The sequence below is a fragment of the Candidatus Cloacimonas sp. genome, assembly GCA_039680785.1.
GTDB lineage: Bacteria > Cloacimonadota > Cloacimonadia > Cloacimonadales > Cloacimonadaceae > Cloacimonas.
Window position 1 is genome coordinate 19493 of sequence record JBDKSF010000009.1, and the last position, 16531, is coordinate 36023.

Here is a 16531-nt window from a genome sequence, read left to right on the forward strand (position 1 = left end):
TTACCATAATTATAATGTGAGAAAAAAAAGACCTTTGAGGTATCAATGAAAAAGCTGTGTATCCTTACAACCTTATTAATAATGAGTTGCCTGCTGATGGCAATCAATTTTGATCCCGATTTATTCTACTCTAAAACTATAATTGCCTGTTTTACGAAAACTGCCGTTCCCAATATTGATGGAGTTGTTCCATTTACGATGGAGAACAATGTGGTTCACACAGGAATGAAATCCTTTGACCAATTAGCCGAAGAGCTAAGAATAATAGATATGAAACAAATGCACCCTTATGTGAAAGCTCCCGAATGGAACGATAAAGGAATTTATCTACAAAATCACTATCGCCTCTTTCTGGATAGCGATGCAAATATGGATAAAGCATTGGAGCTGTTAGCTAAAGACCCCAATCTTGTATATGCCGAATTTGAAGGGATTAACCGTCCCAGATTCGTTCCTAACGATCCTATGTTAAATTTGCAATATGCGCATTCGTTACTCCAAAGTTTTGATGCTTGGGATTACACAATGGGTAGTCATGATGTTTTAGTGGCAATTACAGATTCAGGCGTAAAATGGAATCATCCTGATTTGAGAGCCAATATCTGGATAAATCCTGCCGAATCACCCGGAATGACGATAAATTGGGATGCCGGAACAATCAGTGGTGGCAATGGAGTTGACGCCGGAGAAGGTGGAGGCAAAATTGATGACCTGATGGGCTGGGATTTTTATAATTCCGATAATAATCCCTATCAAGATTTTTCTGCCAACGATCATGGAACCCATGTTGCAGGTTGTGCAGGAGCCGTTGGCAATAATGAAATTGGCGTGATCGGAACCTGCCCAAATGTTTCCATTCTTTGTTGTAAAGGAGCTCCCAATACTTCTGCTGCCACGGGTGTATCTTATGCTTACGATCAAGTAAAATATGCCGGTGAAATCGGAGCCGATGTTATAAATGCCAGCTGGGGAAGTGTGGGAACAGGAACTTATCCTAATTCCATCGTTAATTATGTAACTGCCTTGGGCGCTTTGGTAGTTTCTGCCGCTGGTAATGAAAATACGGAACACAATAATTCCTATCAAGATTATCCTGCCGATTGTACTAATGCCTTATGTGTGGCTTCCGTTGCTCAGGGTGATTTCAAATCATCCTTTTCGGATTACGGTGCACCCATAGATATTTGTGCCCCCGGTTCAGGAATTCTATCCACTATTATAAATGGAAACGGATATGCAGCTTACGATGGAACTTCTATGGCGAGCCCTGTTGCCGCTGGTGTAGCTGCTTTGGTTAAATCTCTCAATCCCAATTTAACTCCCAATCAGTTAATGCAGCGGCTGATGCTGACTGCTGATAATATTGATAGTATAAATCCTGATTTTGCAGGTATGTTGGGCGCAGGAAGAGTAAATGCTTACACAGCTACTATGTATGATAAAATACCCAATCTGCAAATTGAAGATTATATACTGGAAGCAGCAACGGGAGATAATGACGGAATTGCTAATCCGGGAGAAATAATCAATTTGAAGATAGCTCTTACCAATTATTTGAACCCGATTACAGGCCTGGGCTGGTTACAGGCGGAAAATGTAACCGTTAAATTGCGCTGCAACTATCCCGGAGTAACCATCATTGATTCTGTAGCCACTTTTGGAACGATGTATGCCGGCACAACTTTATTGAATATTAACCAACCCTTTAAGTTTCAAACAGTGGCATCACTTCCTTCCGAACCCATACCTTTTCAATTTTATATGCAAGCAAATGCAAATTATACATATCCTTACAATAAAACCCTTGCTTTGGATATACCCCTTTCTTTAAATCAAGCAGGTTGGCCCTTCAATTCTGGTGCAGCCACAAATTCTTCACCCTTCTTAATAGACCTGGATGAGGATGGCAATAAAGAAGTTATTTTCGGGGGAGCAAATGGTAGTATTGAATCATTACTTATCAATGGCTCAACCAGTTACCCCGGTTTTCCCGTTCAGACCTCTTCCAATATTCTTGGTTCTATGGCTATGGGAAATATCAATAGTGATGCCAACCGTGAGTTTGTCGCCTGTTTGCAAAATAATCAGGTTATCTGTTTTAATGATTTAGGCCAAATTAAATGGACAGTTCCTGCCGGAGGAACTTTACGAAATGGTCCGGTTATTTTCCGTCCCAATCCTGCTTCCGAACCCAAAGCCGCTTGCATCACTCAAAACGGTGTTGTGAATGTGTTTAATGGCGACGGCACTAACTTTGCGAATTTCCCGGTTACCATTAGTGGCGCTTATTTAGCTCCTCTGGCTATCGGAGATATTAATAATGACGGTTATATGGATATTTTAGCCATTGCCTTGAATGGAACTCTTAATGCCATCAGTTCTCAAAATGGACAGGTCTTGGCCGGTTTTCCCATAACCCTTAATGGAGGCGGTTCTCAAAACGCCATTTGCATAGCCAATCTGGATTCAGACACTCTCCCTGAAATTCTGATCGCTTCAAGCAACGGCGGATATCTTTACGCGTTAAATAATGATGGCAGTATCCTTTTCCAAAAAAATATCGGAACGCAAATTAAAACCAGTCCCGTGGTAGCTGATGTCAATAATGACAATATAAAAGAAATCGTGCTGATCGCCAATAACGGAACTATCTATATTATGAACGGTTTAGGAGCCGATCTTGCCGGAACGCCAATTAGCATTGAAAACGCTGTGGAATGCACGCCTGTAATCGCAAGATTTGATGGTGATAACAATGCAGGCATTATTTTTGGAGATGCCACGGGTCTTTTCCATTCCGTTCGCATAGATGGAACTGAATCTGCTAATTTCCCCATCACGATTGGCGGAAATATAAAAATATCTGCCTCCCTTGCCGATATAGATGGTGATAACGATTTGGATATTGCTTTCCCAACTGATTCCGGACTGGCCATCATTGATGTTAAAAGAGGAGCTCAGGCAATGCTCTGGCCAACTTATCTGGGTGGTTTTGGAAGAACCAATAATGCCTATCAACAAACCCCTATTACAGACCCATTGCTACCTGCTTTAGAAACAACGCTCTACGGTGCTTACCCCAATCCGTTCAATCCGGAAACGACAATTAGCTTTACTTTATCCACTCCGGATTTTACTGAACTGGAAGTTTATAATCAGAAAGGACAAAAAGTAAAAACCCTATTCAGTGGAAATCTGGAATCAGGAAACCATAAATTTGTGTGGAATGGACAAGATGATAAGGGCAATGGCGTTTCCAGCGGATTATATTTTTACCGCATGAAATCAGGAAAATATAGCTCCACCAAAAAAATGATTCTAATGAAATAGTGAACTTTATGGAAAAGTTTGAATCCTAAAATGAACATCCTATGAGATAGAATAATGTTATAAAATGGTGTAGAAGGGAAAACAAGAACCTTCTGCAAAAGAAAAGTCAGGAGCCATTATGCTTAAATATCTGTTACCTTAGTCAAAACCGTTTGGGCATATATGTTTCCTGACTTTTGTCTTTATGCTGTCCATAGCGTTTGTAGCTCCGTTATGAATATGCGCTGCCAAACAAACCGTAAGAATGTTAACGGATATTTTCCTAACTTTGAGGTAATGGCAACTCTATCAACACTCTAAGCATTATCAGCCAGTAAACCTTTTTCGAATATTCAAATCAGGTTTCACATTATCTTCTTATTGTTTCAGCTACATTTGCTTGACAAACAAACCCTTTTCACAATAGTGGCAAAAGCGATAAGAAACAGGAGTTGTATGGATGGAGACACTGCTTTCCGGAATACTTAGCTTTCAACTGAAACAAATAATAATGATTTTGATCGGTTTGGTGTTGATTTGGTTGGCGATAAAACACAATTATGAACCAACATTGTTGTTGCCAATCGGTTTTGGCACAATTTTAGCTAATATTCCACTTTCGGCTGCCATAGGCGAACATTCTCCCTTAGGGATTTTATTCAAGGCAGGAATTGATACGGAATTGTTTCCGCTCCTAATTTTTGTAGCTATCGGAGCAATGATCGATTTTAGCCCCTTGCTGAAAAATCCTTTTATGCTCTTATTTGGAGCCGCCGCTCAATTAGGCATTTTTGTAACCATTGTTTTAGCTGCCTCTTTGGGTTTTGACATTAAGGAAGCAGCCAGTATTGGCATTATTGGAGCCGCCGATGGGCCAACTTCCATTTATGTTGCCAATCGTTTTGCCCCCAATTTGTTAGGAGCAATTTCAGTTGCCGCTTATTCTTATATGGCATTGGTGCCGATTATTCAACCGCCGGTCATTCGCTTGCTTACGACAAAAAAAGAGCGTCGCATAAGAATGGATTATCACAGCGGAGATGTTCCTAAAACGGTGAAAATTATATTTCCCATTGCGATAACGATTATAGCTGGCATTTTTGTCCCTGCCTCTTTGGCGTTAATCGGTTTTTTAATGTTCGGAAATTTAATTCGGGAGTCCGGTGTATTGGAAGGGCTTAGCAAAACGGCTCAAAATGAACTGGGTAATTTGGTTACCATCCTTTTGGGGATAACTATTGCATCCAAAATGCAGGGAGAACTTTTCCTGGTTCCCCAAACTATGTTGATTTTGGCATTGGGATTGGTTGCTTTTATTTTTGACACAGCGGGGGGAGTGCTTTTTGCCAAACTGCTCAATATGTTCAGAAAGGAAAAGATAAACCCAATGATTGGAGCTTGCGGAATTTCTGCCTTTCCAATGAGTGCCAGAGTAATACATCAAATGGGCTTGAAGGAAGACCCCTTTAACTTTTTACTGATGCCGGCCGTAAGTGTAAATGTGGGAGGGCAAATTGGCTCTGTCATTGCCGGCGGAATAATTTTGGCTCTTTTAGCTTAGAGGTATAAATATGCTGAACTTGTCACCGAAGGAAAAAGAACTGTTGGAGGAAGCAAAAAAGGCATCTACCAATGCTTATTCTCCCTATTCCAACTATAAAGTCGGTTGTGCCGTAAGAACCATTGATGGACATATCATCACTGGTTGTAATGTGGAAAATGCCTCATATTCCTTAACTATATGTGCTGAACGCAATACCATTTTTAAAGCGATTAGCGAAGGACACAAAAATTTTGCCGAGATAGCCGTTTTTGTCGATAGCGAAGAAAGTTTTCCTCCCTGTGGCGCTTGCCGGCAGGTTATATATGAATTTGCACCAGATATCAACATCATTTATGCCAATCGTAAAACGGTTCGGTTGCTAAATATCAAAGACCTTCTGCCAGAGGCCTTCACGCTTAATAAGGCCTAAATGCAATACCCGCAAATGCTTTCCTGTAATATCTGCCCGCGTAACTGTGGGATTGATAGAACCATCCAACCAGGTTTTTGTGGAGTTACCCAGAACTTAAAAGTTAATTTGGTAACTAAGCATTTTGGGGAAGAACCACCTTTGACCGGAAATAGAGGTAGTGGCACTATTTTCTTTTCAGGATGCAACTTGCGCTGTGTTTTTTGTCAAAATTATGAGATCTCTACAGGTGGCAAAGGAAAATACATCACCGAGGATAAATTAATTGAACTGATGCTGAACTTACAAAAAGAAGGAGCCCATAATATCAATCTGGTTACTCCTACTCACTATACACCACAAATTAGAGAGTCGCTCATTACCGCCAAAAAAGAAGGTTTAACCATTCCGGTGGTTTGGAATTCTTCCGCTTATGAAAAAGTGGAAACGCTGCAAACGCTTAAGGGCTTGATAGATATATATCTGCCCGATTTTAAGTATGCACACAAAATATATGCCGGCAAATATTCCTCCGCTTTAGATTATCCTTCCTTTGCCCTTGCCGCCATCAAAGAAATGTTTGCCCAAACAGGGCTTTTAGAAATTGACCAGCAGGGAATCGCCCAACAAGGAATGATAATCAGATTATTGATTTTACCAGATGGTTTATCCGGGTGCAAAGAAAATTTACGCCTTTTGGCAGATGAACTAAATTTGAATATCACCCTCTCTCTTATGGGTCAGTATTATCCAGCCGGCAAAGCAATGAATTATAAAGAATTAAGCAGAGGCATAACGGAAAAGGAATATCAGGATGTAGTTGACACTGCTTTAGAGCTTGGTTTTACGAACATTTACACGCAGGAAATATCCCATTCGGATGTCTGGACTCCCGATTTTAGTAATGCCCCGGAAGAACTAAATCCTTGTTCCGAATTTAACCCCCAAAAGAAGCAAACACTATGAAAAATAAGATACTTACTACTTTAATGTTCTTCACTTGTTTGGCATTGCTCTTCGGCAATATCAGCATCCAAAAAACAGGTGAATCTCAACCCCAAAGCTTGCGGGAAACAAATATTTCCAAAATCGCTTATGTGAATTTGGATGATTTCTGTAATATCTTCAAAGCTATCTGTAAACAGGATAGAGCGGACAATCGCATCTATTTGAACATCTACGATGAACAGTTTATCTTTCTGGAAAATTCGTCCTATTACACTCTGAAAGCTGTCTCTTATAATATGAACTATCCTTTTATCCGCAAAGGAGATTGTTTATATCTGCCTTCCATTTTTGTAACCGAACATTTACGAATGCAGTTCCCGAACCAGGTTAAACGCAAAGGTTATGCACTCCAAATTGCCAAACCAATCGATAATAGCGTAAAAACCATTGTTCTTGACCCAGGACACGGAGGTAAGGATCCCGGCGCAATAGGAAGAAAATTGAACTCCAATGAAAAAGATGTTAATCTGGCCGTGGCTTTGAAACTGAAAAGCATCCTGGAAAAAGAACTTGGGATGAATGTTTTGCTAACGCGAGATAACGATCGCTTCGTCTCTTTGCAGGATAGAACTCGCTTTGCCAATGAAAAAAAGGCAGACCTCTTTGTCAGCATACATTCCAATTCCAGTAGGGCAACCAGTTCAAGAGGAATTGAGACCTATTATTTATCTACGGCTCAGACCTCCGACGCCAGAGCTGTAGAAGCACTTGAAAATGGCGTTGTAGAACGATTTGAAGGTGGAACTGAAGCAAAAAAGAAATATGACGATCTGGATTTCATTCTCAGCGATCTGAGTCAGACAGAACATCTGGAAAACAGTAATAATATGGCTATCAGCGTGCAGCAAAATTTGATAGCCGGCACCCAAAATTTAGATAGAGGTGTTAAACAGGCAAATTTTTATGTTTTACGAGGCGCTTTTATGCCTTCCATCCTAATTGAACTTGGGTTTATCAGTAATCCGGAAGAAGAACAGCTGTTGATCAACGAAGAATATCAGCAACAACTGGCACGGACTATTTTTGAAGGTATAAAGCGTTTCAAATTCCGCTACGATAGAATTAGAAATACATAAAAGGAATAAACTGCCTATGTCCGTAATTATCCAAAATGTCCTCCCGAAAAGTTTAGCAGCCAAAAATGGAATCCAAACCGGCGAGAAACTTATTTCCGTAAACGGGCAAGAAGTGCGTGATTTTTTAGATTTGGAGCTGCTTACTTCGGATTATATTTTTGAGCTGGAAATTATGTCTGCCACAGGAGATAAACGCATCGTCCAAATTCAGCGGGAGGAAAAAAGCTTCCTGGGAATTGACCCCGAGCCCTACAAAATTAGGCAATGTGAAAATTCCTGCATTTTTTGCTTTATCGACCAAATGCCTCCCTACCTAAGAAATACGCTTTATGTGAAAGACGATGATTATCTTTATTCCTATGTTTTTGGCAACTATATCACGCTTACCAACCTTAAGGAAGATGATTATAACCGCATTATAGAACAAAGGATCACTCCCTTGTATGTTTCCTTGCATACTACCGATAATGTTTTGCGACAGAAAATGATGCGTTCCGCCCAACAAGTAGATGCCTTATCAATTCTGAAACATCTCAGTTTTCACGGCATCAGTTTTCATCTTCAAATTGTTTGTGTGCCAGGTTATAATGACGGCGCAGCTTTAAAACGAACTTTGCAAGACATCCTAACTTCTCATTTAAATTGCCTTTCCATTGGAGTTGTCCCCGTGGGCTTAACTAAATACAGGCAAAATCTTTGCGAACTAAAACCCTTCAACCGTCAAAACTCCGAGTATGTTTTAGACCTGATAGAAGAAACAAGAAACGCTTATCACAGCGAAATCATCTATCCTGCCGATGAATTTTATATCCTTGCGGAGAGAGAAATTCCGGAAGAGTCCTATTATCTGGATTATCCTCAGTTGGAAAACGGAATCGGGATGTTGCGTTTATCCATTCAAAATTATAAACAGAAAAAAAGAGCGTTGTTGAAAGAGCTGCGTAAAAAACCGGTAAATTATCTGATGATTGGTTCTACAGCCGCACAAGAAATCATACTTAAAATTGCTGAAGACCTCAATAAGCGGCTGGAAAATCAAATGGTAAAAGTTCAAATAATTAAAAATGACTTCTTTGGCTCGGATATAACTGTTTGCGGATTGATTACTTATGCCGATTTATACGCTCAGCTTGCTCCTGAGCAAGATGACACCCTTATTTTGCCTTCCTGCATTTTTAATACTGAAGGTGAAACCTTGGATGGAAAAGGATTTTCTACATTTAAAGAGACCTGGAAAAACCCGATTTTACTGATCGACCAATTCTTTGAGGAATGGGATTATTTATAATTTTTGCTTGACCTGAGAAAGCAGATAGAAAGATAGTTTTTTTATTTGATATAGAAGGAGATGATGCTTATGTCAAAAAAATATATACTCCTTGCCTTTGCAGCATTATTGATACTGGGTTGTGGGAATCAAGAAAGTCGTTTGGAAAAAGCAAATCGCAAGCTTGGCGCCAAACAAAATCCCGTTAAAATGTTTTTTGTTCCTTCTCTCGAAGCAGGAAAAGTAGTTTCCAGCGGTGAAGCAATTGCCAAATATTTGGAAGAAGAAACGAAACTGCATTTCAAAGTAGCCGTCCCTACAAGTTATGCGGCTGTTATAGAAGCACTGGGAACCTACCAAGCAGATATTGCTTGGCTTCCTACTTATGCTTATATTTTAGCTAAGCAGAAATACGATGCCAAAGTTCAATTAATGACGGTTCGCAATGGCTTGAACAAATATCGCGGACAATTTGTAGCACGAAGCGATAGTAAGATAAAATCCATACAGGATATTCAAGGCAAAGTAATTGCCTATACGGATGCTGCCTCCACCTCCGGCTACATCTATCCTTCTGCCGTTCTTAAACAAAAGGGAATCACTCCCAAGGACTATTTTTTTGCCGGAGGTCATCCCCAAGCAATTTTAGCCGTTTATAGCGGCAGAGCAGATGTTGGATGCAGTTATTGGTCTCCTCCAGATTCTACAGGTAAGCCAATGGACGCCAGAGAAAAACTCTTAGAAACCAATTCGGACATTTTCGATAAGGTGAAAATTATTGGCTATACGGATTGGATTCCCAATGACACTGTTACTTTTCGTAAAGACCTTCCTCCCGAACTGGAAGGCATAATTGTGCAAGCCCTACATCGCTTTGCTCAAAGTTCTGAAGGGAAAAAGGTTTTGAAAGCACTTTACGATATCGACGGTTTGGAATATGCCACGGATATGGATTATGAAGTAGTTCGCACCACTCTGAAAGCAATGAATATGGATCCTGCCGATTTATTAAAATGAATCCCGCTCCCAATCTGCTGGAAGTTCAAAACCTGAATAAAAGTTACGATGGACATCATCTTGCTTTAGATAACTTATCATTACAAATTCAGGAAGGCGATTTTATTATTCTATTGGGGCTTTCAGGCAGTGGAAAATCTACATTTCTGCGTTGTCTCAATCGCCTTATCGAACCCAGCGGCGGCATAGTCCTGTTTCGCGGCCAAAATATCCTATCTCTTCAAGGAATGGAACTTAGGCATTATCGCAGACAAATCGGAATGGTGTTTCAGCAATTTAACCTCGTTAAAAACTTGACCGTGCTTACTAATGTTTTAACCGGACGCCTTGGCTATCATTCATCTCTTTCACCTTTTAGCAAAGAGGACTACGAACTTGCCAGGCAAAACCTGCAAAAGGTGGGTTTACAGGATTTTGCCGATAAAAAAGTAAAATTCCTTTCCGGAGGACAACAACAAAGAGTTGGCATAGCTCGTGCCCTGATGCAAAAACCATCTTTAATTCTTGCTGACGAACCAGTCGCCAGTTTAGACCCTGCCACCGCAGATTCCATTATGCAATACTTGGGAGAAATTAACCAAGAAGGCATCACAATTATCTGCTCTTTACACTTTTTAACTTTGGCAAGAAGATATGGAAATAGAGTTCTTGCCCTGAAAGACGGAAAAAAGGTTTTCGAGGGTGTCCCAAATGAAATTGATAATATCCGCTTCAAAGAAATTTACGGACAGGATGCCGAAGAGATTTAAGATTAAAGAGTTAACGACTATATTTGGGAATATCCTAAAAGCAATTTAGAATTTACTCTTAGGGACAAGATATTTTCGTAAAGACCTATTTACCGATTATCTCATTGGGGATATTTTAGTTTAGCTAAATGCCTTATAGGTTTAAGCTATGGGGTCTGGTAATACTTTGCCTATTACAAGCTCTTATAATTCTGTAACAAATCTCTTACACTTCTCTTACGGGATAAGAGCAGTGTAAGAGAAGTGTTACTGGGTTATTAGCTAATCTACTTCGCAACATTCAATTATATCTCTAAAAGCAATACGGACAAAAAGACCCTTGCTGCACCCAACCATAAATTTATTCTGCGGCATTCATTTGTTCTCTAAAAAATGTTTTGTTTACTTTATTTTTCCAAAACATAAAGGGCATAAGTCCCGCTTGCCTGTTTCGGAGACATACTATTTTGCTGTGATGCCATAAAACTATCTCCGTAAAACTCTTTTTAATCTGCTTTCACTCTGCCGATTTCACGGGTGAGCTCTTGCTTGATTTGAAGATTTTGCTTGACATATTAAAGATGAATTTTCTTAATGGATTTATAAATGAAAATCGATCATAAAATCGGTTTGATGGGAATAGTAACCGTTAACTACGGAAATAGATAGCTACTTTGGATAGCTATTTTTTTTGAGTGAAATTGGCTTTAAAAGTAAGAGAAAAATAGTTAAAGATTGATAAATTTATAGGAAATGGCAAAACAATGCTGCGGTTTTGCCCGTTTCCCAGAGCAGCGAAGGAAGTTATCGTAAGCTAAAAAGCGAAGAAGATAACTTGTTGATAACAAAAACGATAGTGTGTCGTTTTGGCAGTAATATAAGAATGAGGCAAAAAAATGGAGTTTTACAGAGTTCAAATTGAAGAGATAGCGAAGAAGATCTGCCAGGAATTACATCTTGCAGTGTATGACATCGATGAAAAGATTTCTGCCAAAGGGCGGATCATCACAGTATATCTTACCAAAGTGGGAGGAGTTTCCTTGGATGAATGTGCCGCCTTCAGTCGCTCTTTGAGTAACGAACTGGATACTTTTGACCTCATTCCGGAGCGTTATTTTTTGGAGGTCTCTTCTCCTGGACTGGAACGTCCCTTAAAACTTAAAAGCCATTATGTGAGCGCCATAAACGAAAAAGTGGCGGTTCAATATAATGTGGGAGAGGAAAAAAAATCCGTGATGGGGACATTGACGGAAGTAAATCAAGATACGATTGTGCTTGATGACCGAGGCACGGTGATGGAAATTCCGTTCAAATCCATCCTCCGTGCAAAGACAGTATATTTAGCCACAGAGAGGAGGAGGGGTTAAGATAATGAGTACAAATATAGTTGAAGCCCTAAGCAAACTGGCAGCTGTAAAACAGTTGGATAAGGAAGTGATTCAGAATATCATTCTGGAATCCGTAACATCTACTTTACAAAAGCGTTTGACACCCGAGGCAGAATTAAAAGTGTATGTGGATGATTTAAGCGGAAGCGTAAAAGTTCAGTTCAAAAGTGTGGTGGTGGAAAGAGAAGAAGGTTTGGGACAGATATCTTTAATGGAAGCAAAAGCAGAATATAATCCCAATGCTCAGCCGGGAGAAATGATAGAAAAAACAATGTCACTCTACGAATTTGAGCCGAAATTGGTGAAGACCGTGCAGAAAATTATCCAAGATAAAATACGGATGCTGGAAGACGAGAAAATCCAAAACGATTTCAATAAACAAAAGCATACCATCGTTACCGGCAAAATAAAGGCAATTGATGATTTTGGCGGTTACATAATTGATATTGGCTATTCGGACGCTTTGCTGCCTCTTGATGAACAGATTGAAAATGAATTTTATCGAGTGGGAGAAAATATCAGAGCTTATGTAGTGAACATTCGCACTGGCAAAAAAGGGGTGATCATTGTCCTCTCCCGCACTAATCCTGAATTTGTAAAAAAACTGTTTGAGGCGGAAATTCCCGAAATCTTCAGCGAAGAGATAAAAATTAGAAAAATCGTGCGTGAGCCCGGAATTAGAACAAAAGTGGAATTGGAAACGGATAACCCGAAAATTGATCCCATCGTTGCTTGTATTGGGCCCAAAGGAACCCGCATTGATACGCTGCGCAAAGAATTACACGGAGAACAAATAGATATCGTAGTGCATAGTGAAGATCCCGAAAAAATGATTGAAAATGCTCTTGGCATTTCTGGGATTAAACAGGTAATTATCGAAAGAAATCACTCTGCCAGCGTTATAGTTGATGAAGCAGATAAATTGACGGCGATCGGCAAACAGGGTAAAAATGTGAAGCTGGCTGCCAAACTGGTGGGAATGAAAATAGATATTTACACAATGCCCGAATTTGAAGAAAAGATGGCTAAAGAGCGTAGAACCGTTAGCCATATAACTGAATTGGATGGTGTAACTCCCAAACTTGCAGAGGTCTTAAAAAATGCCGGCTATACCAGCGTTCAAGATATTTTCACTGCTTCTCTGGATGAGCTTAAAAACCTGGAAGGTATGGGACAAAAAACAGCGGAACGGCTGAAAGAAGCAGCAAAGTATTTCTAATGCCGAATAAAAATAGTAAAGCAATGCACCTTCCAATTAGAACTTGCGTGGTCTGCCAGAAAAAGATTGACCAGAATCGTCTGCTCAATTTTTTTCTCACACCAAGTGGAATTGTGTTTGATTGTAACCGCAAAATTCAGGTGCGTAAGCTTTATTTATGCCCTTCGGAAGAATGTTTTAACGGGCTATCAAAATGGTTGAAAAAAGCCAAAAAAAGAAAAAATGGGAGAAAAATTGAATCCTAAGATTATTACTTTGATGCAATTTGCCCGTAAAGCAGGAAAATTGGTTTCCGGTTTTGATGCCTGCGAACGCTCCCTGAACAAAAAAAACATAGCCCTGGTAATTTTGGCAGAGGATAGCTCGGAACGCACAAAAGAAAAAATTAAAAAATATGCTGAAACCACCGGAAACCGTAATAAAATTATTGAAACGGGAAACCAGATAGAAATAAGCGCCGCTTTGGGTTTGCCTCTAACAGGGGTGTTTGGCATAACGGACAAAAGTTTTGCTGGTAAAATTATGGAATATTGGCTCTCTGAAACAGAGAGGAGGAAACATTGACAGTAAGAGTTTATGATTTAGCCAAAGAGCTGAAAATAAGCACTATGGCACTAAAAAAACATCTAACGGACCTGGGTGTGTCCGTTAAAAGCCATATGAGCTTAATTGATGAAGAAGTCGCAGATAAAATACGCCTGAAATATAAAGAACAAGAAGATGCCGAAAAAAGAGCGGAAAAAGATCGCAAACGCTTGATAGAAATGCGTCAAGCCGCCAAAGTCAAACAGGAAACACCCGAGCCGGAAGTAAAAAAAGAACCGGAACCCGCTCCTCCTGTTGTAGAAACAGTTGTAACTCCTCCTCCTAAAGAAGAAATTAAAATAGCCCAAGAAGAGGAAATAAAACCTCCTATCCCTGAAAAACCAAAGCCCGTAGTGGAAAAACCGGTGGAAAAACCAGTGGAACAACCCCCCAAACCAGTTTTCGAAAAGCCAAAAACAGCTCAGAAACCAAGAACGGAAACAACTGCTCCCAAACCAGGAGTAGGCCCCAAACCGGGATTACATAAAAAAGAATATCACAGAAATCAACCGCCTCCAAGCACGGTTGCCAAACCTGTTGTTGTTCCTGCAGTTACCGAGCCGGGTAGAGAAAGTGAACCCAAAAAATTCGGTAAAGCCAAAATCAGCCATGAAGAACTCGGCGATAAAAGCAAACATAAAAAAGCCATTATCTCCAGCACCAAAAAAACCAAACAAAAATTGGTGGAAACGGTAGAAATTGACGAAGCGGAAATTTCCCGCAATATAAAAAAGACACTGCAAAAAAGCTCCAAACGCAAAAAATACCATCGCGAAGCACAAAATGTAGAAAACCGCAGCAATGAAATTGTGATTAGAGAATTTACTTCCGTTAGTGAGCTTGCCAAAATTATGAATGTCCCTCCTTCGGAAATTATTTCCAAATTCTTTATGATGGGTCAGCTGGTTACGATGAATCAAAGATTGGATAAGGACTCCTTGGAGATGATCTGCGATGAATTTAAGGTGGACTACCGTTTTGAAGATGAATACGGAATGGATATCATAGATAAAGAACACGAACAATTTAACGAAGTTAAAGAAGAAAAACGCCCGCCGGTAGTTACAATTATGGGTCATGTGGATCATGGCAAAACCTCCATTTTGGATTATATTCGCAATTCAAATGTGGTGGCAGGTGAATCGGGTGGCATCACTCAACACATCGGAGCTTATCAGATTGAAATTAACAAACATAAAATAACCTTTTTGGATACTCCCGGTCACGAAGCATTTACGGCAATGCGAGCCAGGGGTGCAAATGTAACTGATATAGCCATAATAGTGGTTTCAGCCACAGAAGGCATTAAAGCTCAAACCCGCGAAGCAATAGATCATGCAAAAGCCGCTCAAGTGGCTATGATTATCGCGATCAATAAAGTTGACCTCCCGGAGGCAAATGTAGATAAGGTCATATCCCAACTTTTAGATGCAGGTGTCTTTCTGGAACAATATGGTGGCGATATCCCTTGGTGTAGAACTTCAGTCGTAACCGGAGAAGGCATATTAAATCTGATAGAACTTATTCTCTTAACGGCAGAATTGCTCGATTTGAAAGCCAAGCGCGAAGTTCCTGCCTCAGCTGTAGTTATTGAAGCCGGTATGGATGCCAGAATGGGACCTTTTGCTACAATTTTAATGCAGGAAGGAACTCTGCGTAAAAGTGACATTGTGGTTTGTGGAGCAGTGCATGGCAGAATTAGAAAAATGGAAAATGAGCGGGGCAGTGAGCTTAAAGTTCTTTACCCTTCAGATGTAGCCCGTATTTATGGTTTATCCGACACACCCAAGGCAGGTGATTTCTTAAATCAGGTAGATACTGAAAAGATGGCTCGCAGCATTAGTGTGGAACGACAACAGATTCGTCTTGAGCGCGAAAAATATCTGAATAAGAGTTCTCTGCAAAATATATATGCCCGCATCAAAGAAGAGCAGATAAATACTCTGAATGTAATCTTGAAGACAGATACAGATGGATCTGCCGAAGCACTTGCCGATAGTTTTCAAAAGCTTTCCAACGATGAAGTAAGCGTTTCCATCATTCATAAAAGCGTAGGCGGAATAAGTGAAGCGGATGTTTCATTGGCTGCCGCTTCGGATGCCATAATTATTGGCTTTCATGTTCGCGCTTCCCATCTGGCAAGAAAGCTGGCAGAAGATGAAGGCGTGCAAATAAAAATTTATCAAGTGATTTATGATGCTATGGAAGATTTGCGGAGCGCCTTGGAAGGAATGTTGAAACCGGAATATGAAGAACAAGTTATTGGCTCCGCCACAGTGCGCCAAGTATTTAAAATCAAGAAAGTGGGAACCATTGCCGGTTGCCAAGTTGACAAAGGAATTATGCAGGCAAATTGTAAAATTCGTTTATACCGAGACGATGTTTTGGTGACCGAAGATACCGTTAGTTCTTTAAAACACTATGCGGATGATGTAAAAGAAGTCCGTGCCGGTTCTGAATGCGGCATTTCTTTGGCAAACTACACTGATATCAAAGAAGGCGATATCCTGGAAGCGTTTGTGGTTAATGAGGTTAACAAAAAGCTGCAATGAAAAATTATCGTATCCCTCGTTTGCAAGAGGAATTGAAAAAAATCTGTAATATTGCACTCTCCCAAAAATTGAATGACCCTAAACTGGTTTGGGTGCAAATAACGGATGTAGTCCTTTCGAAGGATTTACATTATGCCAAGTTGTATTTTTCACATTATAACAATCCCGCCAGTCATAACCAAATCAGGGAACTCCTGATTAAGTCATCTGGCTTTATAAAAAAACAAATAGCAGGAGCACAAATTATGAGAACCATCCCCGAACTCTCTTTCTACTATGATGAGACAGAAGATCGCGCCGCAAAAGTGGATTCCCTTCTTGCCTCGCTTAAAGATGATTTTGACGATGACGATGATGAAGACCAGGATATCGATCTGGACGACTATTTGGATGATGATGACGACTTCTTTGGTTTCGATGAGGACGAAGA

General features: G+C 40.1%; 14 protein-coding genes. All 14 read left to right on the forward strand.

Annotation, left to right across the window (positions count from 1 at the left end; all coding sequences use genetic code 11):
• Nucleotides 1-81: 81 nt before the first annotated feature.
• On the forward strand, nucleotides 82-3330 hold the full coding sequence (locus ABFC98_00325) for a S8 family serine peptidase (GenBank protein ID MEN6444473.1): 3249 nt from the start codon (nucleotides 82-84) through the stop codon (nucleotides 3328-3330).
• Between the two features lie 439 nt (nucleotides 3331-3769).
• The gene (locus ABFC98_00330) at nucleotides 3770-4870 is read left to right on the forward strand and encodes a sodium ion-translocating decarboxylase subunit beta (GenBank protein ID MEN6444474.1); all 1101 of its coding nucleotides are present in this window, start codon (nucleotides 3770-3772) and stop codon (nucleotides 4868-4870) included.
• A gap of 10 nt (nucleotides 4871-4880) precedes the next feature.
• The gene (cdd, locus tag ABFC98_00335; protein MEN6444475.1) at nucleotides 4881-5282 is read left to right on the forward strand and encodes a cytidine deaminase; all 402 of its coding nucleotides are present in this window, start codon (nucleotides 4881-4883) and stop codon (nucleotides 5280-5282) included.
• On the forward strand, nucleotides 5283-6227 hold the full coding sequence (locus tag ABFC98_00340; GenBank protein MEN6444476.1) for a radical SAM protein: 945 nt from the start codon (nucleotides 5283-5285) through the stop codon (nucleotides 6225-6227).
• Entirely contained in the window at nucleotides 6224-7345 is a 1122-nt protein-coding gene (locus ABFC98_00345) for an N-acetylmuramoyl-L-alanine amidase (GenBank protein ID MEN6444477.1), read from the forward strand. Before ABFC98_00340 ends, ABFC98_00345 begins: the two co-directional genes overlap by 4 nt.
• 16 nt (nucleotides 7346-7361) lie before the next feature.
• Nucleotides 7362-8633, forward strand: coding sequence for a DUF512 domain-containing protein (locus ABFC98_00350; GenBank protein ID MEN6444478.1), 1272 nt, complete (start codon nucleotides 7362-7364; stop codon nucleotides 8631-8633).
• Between the two features lie 69 nt (nucleotides 8634-8702).
• Nucleotides 8703-9629, forward strand: coding sequence for a phosphate/phosphite/phosphonate ABC transporter substrate-binding protein (locus ABFC98_00355; GenBank protein MEN6444479.1), 927 nt, complete (start codon nucleotides 8703-8705; stop codon nucleotides 9627-9629).
• A complete protein-coding gene (gene phnC, locus ABFC98_00360) occupies nucleotides 9626-10378 on the forward strand; it encodes a phosphonate ABC transporter ATP-binding protein (protein MEN6444480.1) in 753 nt (250 codons plus the stop codon). The genes ABFC98_00355 and phnC overlap by 4 nt, the downstream gene beginning before the upstream one ends.
• Before the next feature lie 875 nt (nucleotides 10379-11253).
• Complete coding sequence (gene rimP / locus ABFC98_00365; GenBank protein MEN6444481.1) at nucleotides 11254-11724, forward strand: ribosome maturation factor RimP; 471 nt, start codon at nucleotides 11254-11256, stop codon at nucleotides 11722-11724.
• Between the two features lie 4 nt (nucleotides 11725-11728).
• Nucleotides 11729-12964 (forward strand): transcription termination factor NusA, encoded by a 1236-nt coding sequence (gene nusA / locus ABFC98_00370; GenBank protein MEN6444482.1) that lies wholly within the window; start codon nucleotides 11729-11731, stop codon nucleotides 12962-12964.
• Nucleotides 12964-13209 (forward strand): DUF448 domain-containing protein, encoded by a 246-nt coding sequence (locus ABFC98_00375; protein ID MEN6444483.1) that lies wholly within the window; start codon nucleotides 12964-12966, stop codon nucleotides 13207-13209. Before nusA ends, ABFC98_00375 begins: the two co-directional genes overlap by 1 nt.
• Complete coding sequence (locus ABFC98_00380) at nucleotides 13199-13528, forward strand: ribosomal L7Ae/L30e/S12e/Gadd45 family protein (protein ID MEN6444484.1); 330 nt, start codon at nucleotides 13199-13201, stop codon at nucleotides 13526-13528. The genes ABFC98_00375 and ABFC98_00380 overlap by 11 nt, the downstream gene beginning before the upstream one ends.
• Nucleotides 13525-16101, forward strand: coding sequence for a translation initiation factor IF-2 (gene infB / locus ABFC98_00385; protein ID MEN6444485.1), 2577 nt, complete (start codon nucleotides 13525-13527; stop codon nucleotides 16099-16101). The genes ABFC98_00380 and infB overlap by 4 nt, the downstream gene beginning before the upstream one ends.
• On the forward strand, nucleotides 16098-16531 hold a 434-nt coding region (gene rbfA, locus ABFC98_00390), incomplete at its 3' end, for a 30S ribosome-binding factor RbfA (GenBank protein MEN6444486.1). The genes infB and rbfA, both read left to right, overlap by 4 nt.